General features: G+C 44.2%; 17 protein-coding genes. 4 read left to right on the forward strand and 13 right to left on the reverse strand.

From position 1 onward, the window contains the following. Window positions 1-119 precede the first annotated feature (119 nt). Both BP27_RS0103785 and BP27_RS0103790 read right to left on the reverse strand, forming a co-directional pair. Window positions 120-1355 carry an argininosuccinate synthase gene (locus BP27_RS0103785; RefSeq protein WP_036239340.1) on the reverse strand — a complete coding sequence of 412 codons (1236 nt, stop codon included), beginning with the start codon at window positions 1353-1355 and terminating at the stop codon, window positions 120-122. 162 nt (window positions 1356-1517) lie between these two features. Next, window positions 1518-2441, reverse strand: coding sequence for a MotY family protein (locus BP27_RS0103790; protein WP_051610258.1), 924 nt, complete (start codon window positions 2439-2441; stop codon window positions 1518-1520). A 177-nt stretch (window positions 2442-2618) separates the two neighbouring features. Here BP27_RS0103790 and rnt point away from each other — a divergent pair, with 177 nt between their 5' ends. Then, window positions 2619-3248: a ribonuclease T gene (gene rnt / locus BP27_RS0103795; protein ID WP_084324507.1), complete on the forward strand. Its 630-nt coding sequence runs from the start codon at window positions 2619-2621 to the stop codon at window positions 3246-3248. 2 nt (window positions 3249-3250) lie between these two features. Here rnt and grxD read toward each other — a convergent pair whose 3' ends face one another. Then, entirely contained in the window at window positions 3251-3583 is a 333-nt protein-coding gene (gene grxD / locus BP27_RS0103800) for a Grx4 family monothiol glutaredoxin (RefSeq protein ID WP_027850415.1), read from the reverse strand. Between the two features lie 193 nt (window positions 3584-3776). Here grxD and BP27_RS0103805 point away from each other — a divergent pair, with 193 nt between their 5' ends. Continuing rightward, complete coding sequence (locus BP27_RS0103805; RefSeq protein WP_027850416.1) at window positions 3777-4961, forward strand: aspartate aminotransferase family protein; 1185 nt, start codon at window positions 3777-3779, stop codon at window positions 4959-4961. A 3-nt stretch (window positions 4962-4964) separates the two neighbouring features. After that, a complete protein-coding gene (gene argF, locus BP27_RS0103810) occupies window positions 4965-5891 on the forward strand; it encodes an ornithine carbamoyltransferase (protein WP_027850417.1) in 927 nt (308 codons plus the stop codon). A 106-nt stretch (window positions 5892-5997) separates the two neighbouring features. On the opposite strand, the gene BP27_RS0103815 is transcribed toward argF, so the two are convergent. Together BP27_RS0103815 and BP27_RS0103820 are read right to left on the reverse strand one after the other, a co-directional pair. Next, window positions 5998-6435 (reverse strand): hypothetical protein, encoded by a 438-nt coding sequence (locus BP27_RS0103815; protein ID WP_027850418.1) that lies wholly within the window; start codon window positions 6433-6435, stop codon window positions 5998-6000. Window positions 6436-6594: 159 nt separating this feature from the next. Next, the gene (locus BP27_RS0103820) at window positions 6595-7077 is read right to left on the reverse strand and encodes an FKBP-type peptidyl-prolyl cis-trans isomerase (RefSeq protein WP_027850419.1); all 483 of its coding nucleotides are present in this window, start codon (window positions 7075-7077) and stop codon (window positions 6595-6597) included. A gap of 154 nt (window positions 7078-7231) precedes the next feature. Between BP27_RS0103820 and BP27_RS0103825 the strand changes: the two genes are divergently transcribed. Beyond that, entirely contained in the window at window positions 7232-8065 is an 834-nt protein-coding gene (locus BP27_RS0103825) for a peptidoglycan DD-metalloendopeptidase family protein (RefSeq protein ID WP_027850420.1), read from the forward strand. 17 nt (window positions 8066-8082) lie between these two features. On the opposite strand, the gene BP27_RS15125 is transcribed toward BP27_RS0103825, so the two are convergent. The 8 genes from BP27_RS15125 to BP27_RS0103865 form a co-directional block, all read right to left on the reverse strand. Next, window positions 8083-10284: an acetate--CoA ligase family protein gene (locus BP27_RS15125; protein ID WP_084324499.1), complete on the reverse strand. Its 2202-nt coding sequence runs from the start codon at window positions 10282-10284 to the stop codon at window positions 8083-8085. Between the two features lie 8 nt (window positions 10285-10292). Beyond that, window positions 10293-11123, reverse strand: coding sequence for an enoyl-CoA hydratase/isomerase family protein (locus BP27_RS0103835; RefSeq protein WP_051610260.1), 831 nt, complete (start codon window positions 11121-11123; stop codon window positions 10293-10295). After that, complete coding sequence (locus BP27_RS0103840; RefSeq protein WP_051610262.1) at window positions 11113-12024, reverse strand: MurR/RpiR family transcriptional regulator; 912 nt, start codon at window positions 12022-12024, stop codon at window positions 11113-11115. Before BP27_RS0103840 ends, BP27_RS0103835 begins: the two co-directional genes overlap by 11 nt. A gap of 222 nt (window positions 12025-12246) precedes the next feature. After that, entirely contained in the window at window positions 12247-13176 is a 930-nt protein-coding gene (locus BP27_RS0103845; RefSeq protein ID WP_027850423.1) for an eIF2B alpha/beta/delta subunit family protein, read from the reverse strand. Beyond that, a complete protein-coding gene (locus BP27_RS15130; RefSeq protein ID WP_051610264.1) occupies window positions 13173-13859 on the reverse strand; it encodes a bifunctional 4-hydroxy-2-oxoglutarate aldolase/2-dehydro-3-deoxy-phosphogluconate aldolase in 687 nt (228 codons plus the stop codon). Before BP27_RS15130 ends, BP27_RS0103845 begins: the two co-directional genes overlap by 4 nt. Before the next feature lie 46 nt (window positions 13860-13905). After that, window positions 13906-14682, reverse strand: a complete 777-nt coding sequence (locus BP27_RS0103855; RefSeq protein ID WP_027850424.1) for an alpha/beta fold hydrolase — start codon at window positions 14680-14682, stop codon at window positions 13906-13908. 66 nt (window positions 14683-14748) lie between these two features. After that, complete coding sequence (locus BP27_RS0103860) at window positions 14749-15408, reverse strand: 7-cyano-7-deazaguanine/7-aminomethyl-7-deazaguanine transporter (protein ID WP_027850425.1); 660 nt, start codon at window positions 15406-15408, stop codon at window positions 14749-14751. Window positions 15409-15554: 146 nt separating this feature from the next. Continuing rightward, window positions 15555-17444 (reverse strand): propionyl-CoA synthetase, encoded by a 1890-nt coding sequence (locus BP27_RS0103865; RefSeq protein WP_027850426.1) that lies wholly within the window; start codon window positions 17442-17444, stop codon window positions 15555-15557. Window positions 17445-17625: the final 181 nt, after the last annotated feature.

Raw genomic sequence — 17625 nt, forward strand, 5'->3', positions numbered from 1 at the left:
TTAGCCAGTTAATAAAATAAAACACCTGCAAACCTTTTAACACTACCTCTTCTCTAGCCAATAAAAAACCCTGCCGAGGCAGGGTTTTTTTAGCAGTAGTAGTTTTATAATGAATAAAACTATAAAAGGTTACGGCCTTTTTGTGCAGCAATACGCAAGCGCAGTGCATTCAGTTTAATAAAACCTTCAGCATCTTTTTGGTCATAAGCACCTGCATCATCTTCAAAAGTTGCTACGCTTTCATCTACCAAAGTATCAGCAGATTCACGGCCCACAGGAATAACATTGCCCTTATAAAGCTTAACGCGCACTTTACCGTTAACAAACTCTTGCGACTCATCAATCATGGTTTGTAGCATTTTACGCTCTGGGCTCCACCAGTAACCATTGTAGATTAGCTCAGCATAACGTGGCATTAGGTCATCTTTAAGGTGAGCGACTTCACGGTCTAAGGTGATGGACTCGATAGCACGGTGAGCTTTTAACATAATGGTGCCACCGGGTGTTTCATAAGCACCACGCGCTTTCATACCTACGTAGCGGTTTTCTACGATATCTAAACGACCAATACCGTTAGCACCACCTAGCTGGTTAAGCTTTTCTAGTACTTCATGCGGTTTAAGTGCTTCACCATCTATGGCTACAATATCGCCTTTCTCGTAGGTTAGCTCGATATAGGTGGGCTCATTTGGCGCTGCTTCTGGGCTAACGCTCCAACGCCACATGGCTTCTTCTGGTTCAGCCCAAGGGTCTTCCAACAAGCCGCCTTCATAAGAAATATGCAGTAGGTTGGCATCCATAGAATAAGGTGATTTAGTGCCTTGGGTAGCAAAATCGATGGGAATATTATGTTCTTTAGCATAAGCCATAAGTTTTTCACGGGATAGCAAATCCCAATCACGCCAAGGGGCAATAATTTGTACGCCAGGCATCAGTGCATAAGCGCCTAGCTCAAAACGTACTTGGTCATTACCCTTACCCGTTGCACCATGAGAAATGGCATCAGCACCCGTTTCTTGAGCAATTTCTACCAAACGCTTGGCAATTAATGGGCGTGCAATGGAAGTACCTAAAAGGTATTCGCCTTCATAAATGGCGTTGGCACGAAACATAGGGAAAACATAGTCGCGTACAAATTCTTCACGCAGGTCTTCGATGTAGATTTCTTTCACACCCATGGCTTCAGCTTTTGCACGAGCCGGCTCTAGCTCATCGTTCTGACCTAAGTTAGCAGTAAAAGTAACAACCTCACAGCCATAGGTGTCTTCTAGCCACTTCAAAATAATAGAAGTATCTAAACCACCAGAATAAGCTAGAACTACCTTTTTAACATCAGGCTTTTGTGTATCAGACATGATTTCTCCTTAAACTACTCTGACGTTAAGGCCAGAAGCAGGAACAGTAAACAGCAAAAGGCTGCCTAAGCAGCCCGAAAACTTAATAAATGGGATTATAACGCAAGGAAGGTTAAGCGTCAGCGACTAGCGCTTAGAAACTGGTTAAAAATATCCAAACAACTAAAAAATAGGTTTGATTTCCAGCTCGCGCTCTAACTTAATGGTTACGCGACGGTTTTTACTACGGCCTTCTGTTGTGCGGTTACTTGCTACAGGGTAACGCTGACCATGGTACTGACTCTTAATCATTTCTTGTGGCATACCACGTGCAACTAAGTATTCAGTAACAGAATCGGCACGCTCACTGGATAGCTCTCGGTTGTCACGGCGTGTACCCGAAGAGTCTGAATGACCATCCACCATCACTAATACAACTTCAGGGTCAGCATAGGTATAACGCACTAATAAATCGAGTTGATCACGGTCAGCTTGGGTTAGCTTAGCACCACCTAAATGAAAGCCTATAACCACATCACGAATTTGGTCATAGTTGACGGGTAGAAGTTGTGCTTGGCAGACCTGAAAGTCAGCAAATGCTTGATGAAAATTAATGGGAGTTAAGCTGGCACGGCGAGCTTCAATGCGTTGATCTTGGTCTTCTTGCAGCATTGATGGCATTAAACCTTGGCGCAAGCTTTCTAAAATTAGTTCAGTTTGTGGGGTAGTAATACGAATGGGCAGGTCTGTTTTTTGAAAATCATACTCACCTAAAGGACGCGTGTTAGCACCCGGCATCCATTGAGGAGCCAAGGCAACCAGCTTAACAGCACCACCACGCAAAGCATTACGAAAGGGTTGAACTTCTAAACGTACGGTTTCACCTGCACGATGTATAAAACGTGCCTCACCAAAATTAGGAATGTAGTGGGTTAGTTCACAATTCAGTTTAGAGGGATCACTAGCTTGCCATAAAGCACTCTCATAGCCTGCCTGCCAACTACTTGCATAAACGCCACCACTAGTGGTTAACAGGCATAACCCCATTAAAGCTAATGGCCGCAAGCGTTTAATACTAGGCTGTAACAAAGCTGTTAGAAAAGACACGCTAAAATCCTTTAGTTAACTAGGTTAAAGAATTGTCGACCTAGACAAGTTAAACTTTAGGTAAAAAATAAAATACCTTTCAGCTATGTTAAGCTAGTTGCTGCTGTAACCCAAGCCTTTCATTTACACGCCGGTCAGGAGCATTGCGTGAACAGTCAGTCGAATATCAAACATCCTATGTCCAAGCGTTTTCGTGGCTATTTGCCTGTAGTGGTGGATGTTGAAACCGCCGGTTTTAATTCTGCTACCGATGCTTTACTTGAAGTGTCTGCCACAACTCTAACCATGGATGAAAGCGGCATCATTTTACCTGATCATAGTGTAACTAAGCATTTAATTCCTTTTGCCGGTGCCAACATTGAGCAGGCGGCCTTAGACTTTACTAAAATTGATTTAGACAATTCCTTTAGACACAGTATAGCTGTAGATGAGCGAGAAGCTTTAGATGAGGTGTTTAAAGCTATCCGCAAGGCTGTTAAGGCACATAATTGCACCCGAGCCATTTTGGTAGGACATAACGCTAGTTTCGATTTAGGCTTTATTAATGCTGCTGTAGAAAGGTGCAACATTAAACGCAACCCTTTCCATCCTTTTTCAAGCTTCGATACTGCAACCCTTGCTGCCTTAGCTTACGGCCAAACGGTCTTGTCTCGTGCTTGCCTAGCCGCTGGCATTCCTTTTGATAACCGAGAAGCGCATTCTGCTTGTTATGATACGGAAAAAACCGCCGAGCTTTTTTGCAGTATTATTAACACTTGGCACCAGCTCGGCGGTTGGGATCTGGCATTAAAAACCATGCCAGAATAACTTTAACTTTGAGCTGAGGCTTGTACAGCAGCTTCTACCATAGGCTGCAACTCACCTTGCTGGTGCAGATCACCAATAATATCATTACCACCGACTAATTCACCGTTTAGCCAAAGCTGTGGAAAAGTAGGCCAGTTAGCATATTTAGGTAACTCAGAACGTACATCTGGATGCTCTAAAATATTTACAAAAGCAAATTTTTGACCACAGGCCATTAAAGCTTGTACAGTTTGCGATGAAAAACCACACTGAGGCAGCTGCGGCGTACCTTTCATGTAAAGTAGTACAGGGTTGCTAGCAATTTGTTCTTTAATGGTATCGATTGTAGAAGACATTTAAACTTACCTTTTCTGCAGATTAAAAAATACTTAGGGCTTATACCCGACCAAGTTAGTCAATCTTACCGCTCAAACCAACTGATTAACAAGCTACATAAAAAAATTAAGTGCACCTTGCCAGTCACCAGGCAAGTGCTTAGACTAATTGTTTTTCGGGTTCGCCCGCTTATTTATGGAGGGATTTTGCACCATGGCTAACTCCGCCCTGATGCACACTTATGGTCGCTTACCTGTTGCTTTTGCTGAAGGCAAAGGCGCTTGGCTGACCGATACTAACGGCAAAACTTACCTAGATGCCATTACCGGTATTGCTGTCTGTGGCCTTGGCCATGCACACCCTGCGGTTACTCAAGCTATTTGTGAGCAGGCTAGCCGATTAGTGCATACCTCCAACCTTTACCAAATACCTATGCAAGAAGCGGCTGCCACCAAATTAAGCCAGCTCTCTGGCATGGACAATATTTTCTTTTGCAACTCTGGTGCTGAAGCTAACGAGGGTGCTATCAAGCTAGCCCGCTTACATGGCCGCAAAAAAGGCCTAGATATTCCTCATGTACTTGTTATGGAAAATGCCTTCCATGGCCGCACCCTAGCCACTTTAACCGCAACAGGCAACCGCAAAGTACAAGCGGGTTTTGAACCCCTAGTTAGTGGCTTTGTACGCAGCAGCTACAATGACTTAGAAGCCGTTACCAACCTAGTAGAACGTCGTAAAGATATAGCCGCTATTTTGGTTGAGCCAGTTCAAGGTGAAGGCGGTTTGACGCCGGCAACGGATGAGTTTATGAATGGCTTACGTGCCCTGTGTGATAAGCATGATCTGCTGCTTATGCTTGATGAAGTTCAAACGGGTAATGGTCGTACAGGTTACTTTTATGCCTACCAACGCTATGACTGGAAGCCTGATGTACTCACCACGGCTAAAGGGTTAGGCAATGGCTTTCCTATTGGTGCTGTTATGGCTCAGGGCAAAGCTGCCAACCTTTTTCAACCGGGTAACCATGGTTCCACTTATGGTGGTACACCTCTTGGTTCCGCGACAGTATTGGCTGTGCTAGAAACCTTAGAAAAAGAACAGCTAGCAAAACGAGCAGGTGAACTAGGCGATTACTTAACCAAGCGCTTTAATGAAGTCTTTGCAGAAACCCAAGGCGTAAAAGCCGTTCGCGCTCGTGGTTTAATGATGGGTATAGAACTAGATCAACCCTGTGCTGAGCTAGTTGAACTTGCTTTAAATGAAGGTTTATTAATTAACGTGACAGCTGGGCAGGTGGTTCGCCTTTTGCCTCCCCTGACACTTACCGACGAAGAAGCTGACCTACTTGTCAGCAAGTTAAGCCAACTCATTATTAATTGGCTAGCATCACGGAGCTAACTCATGAGCGTCAGACACTTTTTAACCCTGACTGATCTATCACCACAAGAATTAGAACGCCTTATTCAACGCGCCATCTTACTTAAGCGTCGACACAAAGAAGGCATAATTGATGAAACCTTAAAAAATCGTGTATTAGCCATGATTTTTGAGAAATCCTCTACCCGTACCCGTGTATCTTTTGAAGCAGGCATGATTCAACTAGGTGGTGGTTCTATCTTTTTATCGCCTAGAGATAGCCAGCTAGGCCGTGGCGAACCACTTGAAGATACCGCACGCGTACTGTCTGAAATGGTTGATGCCATTATGGTGCGAACCTTCTCACACCAAGATGTTGAAACATTGGCTGCTTATTCAAGTGTGCCTGTTATCAATGCATTAACCGATGATTACCACCCTTGTCAGCTGCTCGCCGATGTACAAACCTTTGTAGAGTGCCGCGGTAGCCTGCAAGGCAAAACTGTCACCTGGGTAGGCGATGGTAACAATATGTGCAACTCCTACATGAAAGCAGCTCGTCAGTTCGATTTTCAGTTAAGAATTTGTGGGCCTGAAGGTTATCAGCCAGATACACAGTTACTAGAAGATCACGCCGATAGAGTAACGCTAGTCAGTGACCCTAAAGCTGCCGTAGAGGGTGTGCAACTCGTTGTAACCGATGTATGGGCCTCTATGGGGCAAGAAGAAGAGCAAGCAAAGCGAGAGCGCGACTTTGCACCCTACCAGGTGTCTCCAGCTTTAATGGATTATGCAGCTAAAGATGCACTTTTTATGCATTGCCTACCTGCGCATCGAGGTGAAGAAATTAGTGAAGATATGCTAGATGATCCTCGCTCAGTTGTTTGGCAAGAAGCTGGTAACCGCCTCCATGCTCAAAAAGCTTTACTTGAGTTTCTTATAACGGGTTCCAATATCCAAGCACCAGTTTAGTCACTCATTTTTTAAAGCAATAAAAAGCCCTGCACTGGCAGGGCTAATATCTTTCTAACAACTTATTGAGCTTAAATTGTTTAAGTTTTTGAAGTTAAGTCGCTTTCTAAACCAACTTCTGCATATCATTAAAGCTAGTGTCTTGGCTAGCTGCAACGGTGGATGGACGACCTTGCACAACCAAAGTTTCATCTAAGTCTTGACGCTGTTGAGCCACTTGCTCATTCACATCTTCAGTTGTTGGTGTTTGACGAGCATTCTCAGCCACTTCAATGGCAGGACGAATAATGCTACCCGTTGGACGATTAGCTTCATAAAGAGGCACCTGCTCGGTTGTTTCACCTAGGCGAGTAACCACACCTGCTGGCTGACTTGAAACAGCAGTAACAGAAGAATCTGCAGTTTCAACACCACTACTTGCCATAGGATTACTAGAAGCTTGCTCTGTTACTTCGGCTGTATTAGCTTCTCGCTGACCTTGTACACTACGCACATCCTGACGTGTTGCTGCCGCCGCCACATTGTTAATGTTAGATTCAATCATAATTGCACCTCAGCTTTTTAATCTTAGTACTAGATTAGACAATTAATACCAAGAGATCAAATTTTGAGCAGCATTTTTTTCCAAACAAACAAAAACCCCTTACTGCCTTTTATAGCGGTAAGGGGTTAAGACACTGGTAAATTAAGCTAAAGCTTAATCTTAGTGATCAGCCATATCGCCTTCATGTGGATGACCATGCTCAACTTCTTCTTCACGTGCATCGCGTACAGATTCAACGTTGCCTTTAAAGTTAAGTGCTACACCTGCTAGTGGGTGATTAGCATCAATGGTAACCGTTGCTTCTTCAACTTCAGTTACTGTCACCACCATAGCGCCACCAGGCCCTTCAGTTTGAAACTGCATACCCGGCTCAATGCTTTCTACACCCTGAAAAGCTTCACGCGGAACCTGTTGTTTAAGGTTATCATCACGCTCGCCGTAACCTTCGGCTGGCTCAACAGCCACCTCAAAATCATCACCGACACTACAACCTTCCAACTGTTTCTCTAAACCTGGAATAATATTGTTGTGACCATGCAGATAAAAAAGTGGGTTGCCGCCCTGAGATGAATCAAGAACCTGACCCTCACCATTCGTTAAAGTGTAATGAATAGCGACGACCTTATTGGCTGCAACTTGCATAGGTAAACCCTGTAGTAGATGAATGAACTTCGCATTCTAGCCATTTTTACCACCTCTACACAAATTCCTAAGCAACTTTATTTAAAAAAGGGTTTTATTAGCTCTAGATGCTGTTTAGACTAAAGGCTTTACTTAACCTTTTCAGGTGCTGGATGTGCTGAAATTTAACAGGCGAACAAGCTACGGCTGGCTAACCCTCCTGTGCCTAGCATTACTGCTTATTGGCTGCAGCTCTAAAAGCCGCTTAAATCTGCCTGAACCACCCGGACACCAAGCCTTTTACCAGCCTTCAGGACAAGAAAGCTTTGCTGACATAGCTGCTAAATTTAATCTTGAAGAGGCCGTTTTAAGACGTTTTAATCCTCGCAGTCAGCAAAACCCACCCAGCAGCCAACGTCAATTACGTATCCCGGAAAATAATAAAGATGTGCCTAAAAGTGGCCCTTATTATTACCGTATCCAATCAGGCGATACTTTTGGTGCTTTAGCTCAACACTTTCATTTGGCATTAATCAGTCTTTTACAGGCTAACCCAACATTAAAGCCAGAAAAACTGCGTATTGGTCAACGCATTATTATCCCTGTTATAGAGCGCCACCAACACAAGTATCGCTGGCCTGTTGCCCAGCCTAATGTAAGAATCAATTTTTCTTGGCAACGCTGGGGGCTTCACCAAGGTTTAGCACTAGAAACCAGCAAGCGAGAAGAGATTTTCCCGATTGCACCAGGAAAAGTAATTTTTGCAGGACAGATGCGTAGCTTTGGTAGAGTGATTGTTATAAAGCATAAGAATGAACAGCAATCTATCTACGCCTATTGCCATGCACTTTTTGTAGAGCAAGACGACTACCTTTCTGGTCGTCACCCGGTTTGCTCTGCAGGTAAACAACGCCAAATAGACAAACCAGGCATTTATTTTGAATTACGTGAAGCGGGCCAAGCGGTATCGCCAGAAAACTACCTTCCCGCCCTTCCCTGGGCAGATTAACAAACTATGAATACTCATTAGTGCACTAGTGCAGCTTGCGGCTGCTTTGGTCGTTTATCTTGCTGAGGTGATTTATTGGCGGCGGCTGAAAACAATACCATGCGAGCATCCAATACTGCATAGCCATCGCGAAAACAGCGTACAGGATTAAGGTCTAATTCAGCTATTTCTGGGTGAGCCGTTACTAAAGCAGAAATTTTTAACAAGAGTTCTACTAAAGCACCTTTATCAACCGGAGGCTGACCACGAACACCTTCGAGTACTTTTACCGCTTGAATACCTGCTAGCATATCCCAAGCATCAGAACGCGCTAAGGGCAAACTACGGAAAACCACATCTTTTAAGACTTCAACAAAAATACCGCCCAGACCAAACATTAGTAAATGACCGTATTGCTTATCGTAAGTCACCCCTAGAATAACCTCTGTTCCTTTAGGGTCAGCCATAGGACTCAGCAAGACGCCATCTAAACGTGCTTCTGGTGCAAAGTGCAAAGCGTTAGCATAAAGCTTTTGCCAGCCAGCTTTTAAGGCGTTTAAGCCTTGCTTGTTGAGCAGCACTCCACCTGCATCTGACTTATGCAGAATGTCTTGTGAGACAACTTTCATTGCTAGAGGCTGGGCGAGTAATTCGTCAGGCAAACTATCCAGCTCTTTAGAGTGGGTTAACCAGTGCTGCTCTGGTAGAGCAACCTCGAAAGCACTCACCAGCTGTTTTGCTTCTGGCTCCAACAAAGCTGTGCGACCTTCAGCCCTAACTTTTTGCACTAAACGCTCAACCCTCAAGCTAGGTTCACCCCGTCCGGTTAACCAGTCGTCATCACTGATACGTTTACGGTATTCTGCATAATCAACCAAGGCTTTAAGAGAAGCACAGGCAGTCTCTATGCTGGCATAAACTGGGGTACCCTCCTCAACCAATTCTTGTAAAGGTGCCGGCTTATTTAAAGCAAATAAGCTATGCACCAATACAGGCTTGCCACTCGCTTTAGCCAGTTTAGCTATAGCAGTTGCAGTGTTAACTTCTGCTTCTGCCAAGCTCGCATCAAAGCGCAATGCATAACCACCAAACAAACCGACTAATAGCAGTTGGTCTACACTTGGGTCTGCTAATAGTAGTTCTATGCAATGCGCAAAATTCATTGGGTTGCTATCCGTGCCGCCAGCCACATCTATTGGGTTACTCACTGCTGCACCCTTAGGGAGTAGTGCTTTCAAAGCAGCTTGGGTGCTTGCGGATAATTCAGCTAGGGGTAAGCCCAAGGCATCCAACTCATCTGCTGCAATGGTGGCATGACCCCCACCATCAGCCAAGACTGCTACTCTTCGCCCAGCAGGTAACGGCTGAGTAGCTAAAGCTTCTGCAACAGGTAAAAGATGGTCTGGTTGATCAACCAGCACCACACCCGCTTGGCGCATTACACCCTTAGCTACCTGGTAACTCCCTGCTAAAGCACCCGTATGTGATTTAGCAGACCGCTGCCCAGATTCTGATTTACCCGATTTGTACAAAACCAAGGGTTTATTAGCCGTAAAAGACCTAGCTGCCTTTAAAAAAGCCTGCCCATCGGTTAAACCTTCCATATAGGTAATCAGTGCTCCAGTACCTTTATCTGAGGCAAAGTAATCAAGGTACTCATGAAAATCTAAATCTGCGGCATTACCTATACCAACATAGCTACTAAAACCTGAATGAAGCTGAGTTGAGCCTTCGGTTACTAAAGATAAAGCCATATTGCCCGACTGAGATAAAATACCTAAAGGCCCAGCAGTTAAATGCGTAAAACCAACCAGGTTCATTTTTGCATGCGTATTGAATACTCCCGAGGTGTTTGGTCCAACCAAGCGCATATTAAAACGTTTAGCCAAAGCCACTGCTTTGCTTTGCAGGGCTTGACCTTCTTCACCCGCCTCAGCAAAACCACTGGCAAGCACTATGCTGGTTTTAACACCTTTTAAACCACAGCTTTGAATCACATCTAACAAACTGGCAGCTGGCGTACAGACTAATGCCAGTTCAGGATTAGCTGGAACCTCTTCAATTGAGGCATAACAGGTTAAGCCTAAAAGCTCGTTTAAACGCGGATTAACTGGATAAATATCACCAGCAAAACCATCACGCAATAAGGAGCGTATAGATTGGAACCCTCGTTTAGTTGGATCAGCTGAGGCACCTACAACCATTAAAGCATTTGGATAAAAACTCGATAGCAAGCTCATACCTACCTCTACTGGCCAATAAATTTTGGTTTACGCTTTTCGGCAAAGGCATCAACGCCCTCTTGCCAATCTTGCGTTGTTGAACAAAACATCATGCCTTCCAATTCTGCAATTAAGGCATCATCAAAGCTTCTTTGTCCGGCTGAATTAAGCTGCTGTATAGCCAAAGCCACAGAAACAGGTGCTTTAGAAGCTAACTGCAAAGCAAAATCTTGCACCTGCTTCTGAAAATCTTGTTCAGATTCAGCAACAAAACACCGTTGCGCTAAGCCATTAGCCACGGCTTGCGAGCCATTTAAACGCTCACCCAATAAAACCAATTCTTTAGCTTTAGCTAAACCAAGGCGCGCAGGCAACAACCAAGAGATGCCACCACCAATAAAGGCGCCTAAACCTGTTTCGGGTAAGCCCCACTGGGCTGTATCACGCATTAGCATAAAATCTGCTGCTAAAGCTAACTCTGCACCTGCACCTAAGGCATAGCCATTAACTGCTGAAATAACCGGTTTAGTAAGGTTAAATAAACGCCGACACACTTCCTGCTCACCACGCAGGTATTCACGGCGCTCATAAGGGGTGCGGGTACCTGCACCATGAGCTTTCATATCTGCACCCACACAAAAAGCACGACCAGCACCTGTTAATACAACCACTCTTACTTGAGGATCAGTTTCAGCTTCATCTAATAAACAACAGAGCTCGTCATACATAGGTTTACTAACCGCATTCAGGCGCTCTGGTCGATTAAGTGTGACCCATAAAACGCCATCTTTTAATTCCTTTAGCACTGGCTGACTCGCAGCATCTATTGCATCACCAAATTCTGACTTATAACTCATGACTCACCTCATCAATTAACTGTTCATGCTGCTTTAAGCTAGCCAAACCCCGACGACCTAAACGGCCTGCCATCATGGCCATTAAGCCTTCAATGAACACTAAAAACGCAGCCATAGAATTGCTGTACCAAGTACTGCTAGTGGGGGCAATAAAACTTAAGGTTGCTTCAGTTGCGAGTGGGGAGCCGTGAGAATCGGTAATGGCAATCACCTGCATTCCATGGTTAGCTGCAATACGTGCAGCAGCAATGGTTGCGCGGGTATAAGGTGCAGCACCAATAACAACCACAACATCTTCTTGGGTTAGCTCATTTAGGCCATGCGCAACCCCGTGGTGAGGGTTGCCTAGTAAGCTGACATCTGGACGAAGCAAACCTAAAGCATAGGTAAAAAAATTAGCTACCGTATTAGCTTGGCGCAGGCCATATACCCTCACCCTAGGAGCCTTAGCTAATAAGTTAACGGTTTTTTCTAAAGCATCCACATCTAGGCTAGATAACATTTGAGCAATATTATCTGTCTCTTCTTCTGCTACCTGAGTCATTAATGCAAGGGAAGCGGGTGCCAAACTGGCTCCACCGTCACTTTCTTCATCTACAAAGCGCCCTGCAAGATCACTGTAGAAACTGGTACGACTAGAGCGGGCTAGGTGCTTACGAAACACCAGTTGAAACTCAGCAAAACTTGCAAAACCCAACTTGCGCACTAAGCGGCTAAGGGTAGAAGCATTGACCCCTGCCTCCTCAGCCAACAAGGAAATACTTGTCACTGCTACTTTTTCAGGGTTATCCATCATTTGAGTTAGCGCAGCTAAAGCACGCTTACCCAGCTTCAAGTCACTTGTAGGGGAATTAAGTTTTTGTAATTTACGCTTTAACTCTTCAAGGGTTCTAGGGGCCACAACAATCACTCTTATGAATTTTTTAAGCTGTGACTTAGAGTGTAAAGCTTAGACAGATAAAAGCAAACAGATTTGCACAAATATAAATCTGTGCAAATATTTGCGCAAATATTTGTTTCCCAAATAAACAACCAGAGATTATTAAGTCTTAGCAAGACACTAAGATAACGGTATAAATAATGAATAGGATAAGGAGTTATAGCTTAAATAAGCTCTAAACTTTTATTGAACAGTTGGAAGTGTTTCAGGCCGTGCTTCTGCCAAAGACCGAAAAGTAACGGCCACTCTTTCTTCATCGACCCAAGCAGTCACTAAACGTGCGGGAATCAAATCAAAGTAAACATTTCGCACTTCCACATGAGGCATAGTCTCTAGCTGAAGTTCTTCTGGATCCACTTCTTCCAGTACTGCATCTTCGGGAAGCACCAAGGCATGTTTAAACCCTTCTGCTAAAACCCATACGGGAATACCCGAATCTTTTGCTGCTAGTGCTAGCAAGTAGCTACCTGCTTTTGTTATCAGCGAGCCATCACGCAGTACGCTATCACTCCCTAACACTACTTTGTCGGCCTGAACGACAAAATGAGCCATTTGTGCTTCTGTTATAAACTGACAAGGTATTTCAAGCTTGTTTAAATAACGGGCTAATTTGCGCCCCTCCATACCTGGTCGAGACTCAGTAATTATGGCTTGAACATTTAAGTTAGCTAGATGGCAAGCTCTAAATAAGGCCATAACATTAGAACTACTAGAATGAGTCATAAGCGTCATGCCTGGTTGAATTTCTTCCAAGCACCTAGCAACCACTTCATTTTGCGCTGCTTGAAGTAGGTCAATCACTTCTTCTGCATGCGCACCTGCCCTACCTCTTGCACGGTCTAAATCATCGGGCAGATCAGGTAAGCTATTTAACCAATAACGCAATAAGTTGCCCACCACTAGACGACTAGGTCGCGCTGCAATTAGTTGTTCAGCTAAGTCCTTTAATTCGATTAAGAGCTCAGCAGTTGTCTCAACCTGACAGCTATCAGCATAGTCAATCATATCTTCTAAAGCTTTACGGGCTAATACTGCAGCACCTGAATTTAAATCATAGGTTACTGCTTTTAAGCGTCTAGCTTTAAAGTCATCATTGTCCTTAGCGTAAATCAACGCTCCTCTCCTTGTTCTAGTCCTTGTTGTAAGCTTTGCCTCCCTAGTGCTTTAGCAGCCTCAAGTGAAGCTTGTGCTAAGCTAGCTAGCGTTTCCCAAGCCTGCTGCTGAATTAAAGCTTCAGGTAACATCCAACTACCACCCACTGCTGCAATTTGGGGCAAAGCAAACCATTCAGCCATGTTTTGTTCGCTTACCCCACCTGTGGCTACAAAGGTCATCTCAGGTAAAGGGGCTGCAATAGCCTGCAAATAAGCAGGGCCACCTAATGCTTTTGCAGGAAATAGCTTAACCTGCTGATAGCCCATTCTGCTGGCTTGCATCGCTTCGCCAGGCGTACTGATGCCTGGCAATAAAGCTATACCCGACTGCTGAGCTGCTTCAGCTAAAACAGGACACCAGCCAGGGGAAACAGCCCAGCGAATGCCTAGGGTTTGTAAACGCGCCAATTGGTCAGGGTGACGCAAACTTCCAGCTACCAAAATAAGCCCAGATGCTTGCAAGGCTTCTAAAGCAGCACAGCTTTGTTCTTGCCTAAGGGTTACTTCTAGCACCTTGTAGCCAGCACCCAGTAAGCTTTCGGCTAACTTAGGTGCAGCCAGTGGGTCAACTTTTGCCCAAACAGGCAGTAAAGGCTGCTCAGCCAAAAGTGAAGACCAATCAAAAGGCAAAATTCGTGACAAAGCCTGCTCCTTCAATACTGTATCTTGTGCATCTAAACCTAGCTAATTAACCAATAAAATCTTTTACCGCTGCGGCAAAAGCATCGGTTTGTTCAGCATGTAGCCAATGGCCACCATCAAGATCGACTAGCTGATACTCAGGAAAAGTCTGCTTAAATATGGGTAAAGAACTATCCGGCACATAATCAGAACGAGTTCCGCGAATAACTAACGTAGGCCCAGCAAAAGTCTTGCCTTCAGCAATCGACTCAGGTGCATCTAAAATAGAAGCATAGCCCTCTTTTATTTCTTCTATGCCCACCCGCAAGCGTAAACCATCAGATGTACGACGCAGGTTGGTGAGTAAGAATAAGCGAGTTTGAATAGCTTCTTCACCTAAATACTCATTGAGTAAGCGGTCTGCCTGACGTCTTTCATGCCAGGGTTCCTGTGCTTTTAATGCTATCAAGCTAGCAATAATTTCATTATGGCTAGCCTCATATTTAATAGGTGCTATGTCGACAATAATCAGTTTTTCTACACGGCTAGGGTAACGTAAAGCAAATTCCATCACTACCTTGCCGCCCATAGAATGCCCCAACAAGGAAACCTTATCTAACCCAGCGTTATCTAACCAGTTAAGCAAATCTTTAGCCTGTTGGGCGTAATCCATACCTGAGCGATGAAAGCTATTACCATGGTTGCGTAAATCCACACCCCAAACAGCCAAATCATCTTCCAGTTTTAATGCAACATTACGCCAATTACTGGCACTACCAAATAAACCATGCACTACAACCAGCGGCTGGCCTTGGCCATTACGCTGATGCGCCAAAATACTCATACTAGGCTCCTTGCTTACAAAAATTTCTTCTGATGATTATGCCAACATCTACTACCTAATGGCTAATTAAACTTCAGCTAGCTTTGCTTTAACACTCAGCAAGCGCTTTTGTAGCCAAGCCAACACCAACCCATAAGCAGGCAAGAAGAAAAGCAAACTCACTAAGAGTTTAAAACTATAGTCCATGAAAGCTATTTCAGGCCAATGCAAAGCCATATAAGTATCGCTACTGGCATAAAAAGCTATGGTAAAAAATACTAGGGTATCTAAAGCATTACCTAAAAAGGTTGAAGCTGCGGGTGCTACCCACCAGTGTTTAATTTCTCGCAAACGATCAAAAATTTTAATATCTAAAAACTGACCTAATGCATAGGCCATAAAACTAGCCAAAGCAATACGAGCTACAAAAGGGTTGAGTTCATACAAGCCTGCTAAACCTGCAAACTGTCCTTCGGCAAAAACCACAGACACTAGGTAAGAAACCAGCAAAGCTGGGAACATCACCATAAAAATAACGCGTCTGGCTAAGTGCTTACCTAGCACCCTAACAGTTAAGTCAGTTGCTAAAAAAATAAATGGGAAGGTAAACGCCCCCCAAGTGTTATGGAAGCCTAAAGCTTCAAAAGGAAACTGCACTAGATAATTACTAGCAGCGATAATAATAATATGCGCTAAAGCCAGCCAGAATAAAGCACGACGGAATTGAACAGCAGAAAGAGACAACATACTAGCTACCTTTTTTTTAGCAGGGGGCGAGGGAACCCTGAATGAATAAAAAACCAGCTCAAAAACAAAAGCAAGTCGTTTGCCAACTAGTATAACCCCTAGCTAAACAAACGCCTTGCTTATTTTATTACCACTAACCCCAGCGATTAAGCCGTTGTTAGCTTAGTTTTGATTGCATCTTCTACTTCAGTAATGCTCGACATATCGTCAATAGTTGAAGGTACAACATAGTCTTTACCATCAGCGATATTTCTTAAAACATTACGTAGAATTTTACCCGAACGAGTCTTAGGCAAGCGATCAACAATTAATGTTTGACGGTAACAAGCAATGGCACCAATATCTTTGCGCACCATAGCGACTAGTTCTGACTGTAGCTTATCAGCATCGCCATCCCAGCCATCTTTGGTAATAACCAAGCCAACTGGTAGCTGACCACGCAGCTCATCAGCTACGCCAATAACTGCACACTCGGCAACCGCTGGGTGATTAGCAACAATTTCTTCCATTTCACCCGTAGATAAACGGTGACCAGCAACGTTAATAACGTCATCAGTACGACCCATAATGAAAAGGTAACCGTCTTTATCAATTTTACCGCCGTCACCTGTTTCATAGTAACCAGGGTAAGCATTCATGTAAGAGCTCTTATAACGGTCATGGTCGCCCCAAACTGTGGTTAGGCAGCCAGGTGGTAAAGGCAATTTAACAACCACGCTACCTTCTTCGTCTGGTGCTGCTTTTTCGCCCTGACCATCTAAAATCATCACGTTATAACCAGGTGTTGGGTAGGTAGCAGAACCCGCTTTAGGTTTAGCTGGCTCTAATCCCATCATATTCCCTGCAATCGGCCAGCCTGTTTCTGTTTGCCACCAATGGTCAATAACGGGCACAGGTAGCAATTCATTTAACCAGTGATAGGTAGGTGGATCTAAACGCTCACCTGCCAAGAACATGATTTTCAAACTAGAAATATCATAGTTGGCTAGCAGTTTGCCTTCAGGGTCTTCTTTTTTAACCGCACGGAAAGCCGTAGGTGCAGTAAAGAAAGACTTAATTTTGTATTCATCAATTAAACGCCAGAAAGCACCAGCATCTGGCGTTTTAACGGGTTTACCTTCATAAACAATAGTGGTGCAGCCCGCTAATAGCGGTGCGTAAACAATATAAGAATGACCTACAACCCAGCCCACGTCAGACGCAGCCATAAATACTTCACCTGGGTCCATGTCATAGATGGTTTTCATGCTGTACTTAAGCACAACCGCATAACCACCCGTATCACGTACTACACCCTTAGGTTTACCCGTAGTACCCGAGGTGTAAAGAATATAAAGAGGGTCTGTTGCTTTAACATTCACTGGATCTGCAGGTTCTGCAGCAGCCATTAGGTCATTCCAGTCAAGGTCACGACCTGCAATCAGTTCACAAGTGTGCTGTGGACGCTGTAGAACAACACAGTGATTTGGTTTGTGCGTTGCTTGGTCTATAGCATCATCTAACAAACCTTTGTAAGGAATTACTTTTTCTACTTCAATACCGCAAGAGGTTGAAACTATCACTTTAGGCTGAGCATCATCAATGCGTACAGCCAGTTCTGTGGGTGCAAAGCCACCAAAAACAACTGAGTGAACAGCACCTAAACGCGCACAAGCATACATAGCGACTAGAGCTTCAGGCACCATAGGCATATAAATAAGTACCCTGTCACCCTTTTCAACACCAAGGCCACGCAAAGCACCAGCAAACTTAGCAACCTGATCACGCATTTCACGGTAAGTCAGTTTAGACTTAGTTTTAGTAACGGGTGAGTCATAAATAACTGCCGTTTGGTCAGCACGGCCATTTTCAACGTGGTAATCCAAAGCACAGTAGCTAATGTTTAACTCACCATCCACAAACCAACGGTCAGTCCCTTGGTCATCTTTGCCCAGTATTTGGGTAGGTTTTTTATGCCAAGGTAATTTATCGGCTTGCTCACGCCAAAAATCTTCAGGCTGGTTAATCGAACGCTCAAATTCAGCTTTATAACTCATCACTCTCACCTCTGTGGGTATTATTATTTTGTCGACATCTGCCTGCAATAGCTAATAAAGATAAAAACTCTTTGCTTTATTGCTAACAAACTCACCGACAAGTGTCGACAGTTTTTAGAAATCCAGCCCACTTTAATGCAAGATCAACATTTTGCAACTAATACAAAAGGCGCAAACCTAG

Origin of the sequence: Marinospirillum insulare DSM 21763 (assembly GCF_000686905.1) — a bacterium.
Lineage (GTDB): Bacteria > Pseudomonadota > Gammaproteobacteria > Pseudomonadales > Halomonadaceae > Marinospirillum > Marinospirillum insulare.

Bases quoted from the DNA above. Each gene is read 5' to 3' on its own strand.
- BP27_RS0103815 (WP_027850418.1), bottom strand. From the start codon at position 6,435: ATGATTGAATCTAACATTAACAATGTGGCGGCGGCAGCAACACGTCAG.
- grxD (WP_027850415.1), bottom strand. From the start codon at position 3,583: ATGTCTTCTACAATCGATACCATTAAAGAACAAATTGCTAGCAACCCT.
- BP27_RS0103785 (WP_036239340.1), bottom strand. From the start codon at position 1,355: ATGTCTGATACACAAAAGCCTGATGTTAAAAAGGTAGTTCTAGCTTAT.
- BP27_RS0103820 (WP_027850419.1), bottom strand. From the start codon at position 7,077: ATGCAAGTTGCAGCCAATAAGGTCGTCGCTATTCATTACACTTTAACG.
- BP27_RS0103805 (WP_027850416.1), top strand. From the start codon at position 3,777: ATGGCTAACTCCGCCCTGATGCACACTTATGGTCGCTTACCTGTTGCT.
- argF (WP_027850417.1), top strand. From the start codon at position 4,965: ATGAGCGTCAGACACTTTTTAACCCTGACTGATCTATCACCACAAGAA.
- BP27_RS0103855 (WP_027850424.1), bottom strand. From the start codon at position 14,682: ATGAGTATTTTGGCGCATCAGCGTAATGGCCAAGGCCAGCCGCTGGTT.
- BP27_RS0103865 (WP_027850426.1), bottom strand. From the start codon at position 17,444: ATGAGTTATAAAGCTGAATTTGAGCGTTCGATTAACCAGCCTGAAGAT.
- rnt (WP_084324507.1), top strand. From the start codon at position 2,619: ATGTCCAAGCGTTTTCGTGGCTATTTGCCTGTAGTGGTGGATGTTGAA.
- BP27_RS15125 (WP_084324499.1), bottom strand. From the start codon at position 10,284: ATGAGCTTGCTATCGAGTTTTTATCCAAATGCTTTAATGGTTGTAGGT.
- BP27_RS0103860 (WP_027850425.1), bottom strand. From the start codon at position 15,408: ATGTTGTCTCTTTCTGCTGTTCAATTCCGTCGTGCTTTATTCTGGCTG.
- BP27_RS0103835 (WP_051610260.1), bottom strand. From the start codon at position 11,123: ATGAGTTATAAGTCAGAATTTGGTGATGCAATAGATGCTGCGAGTCAG.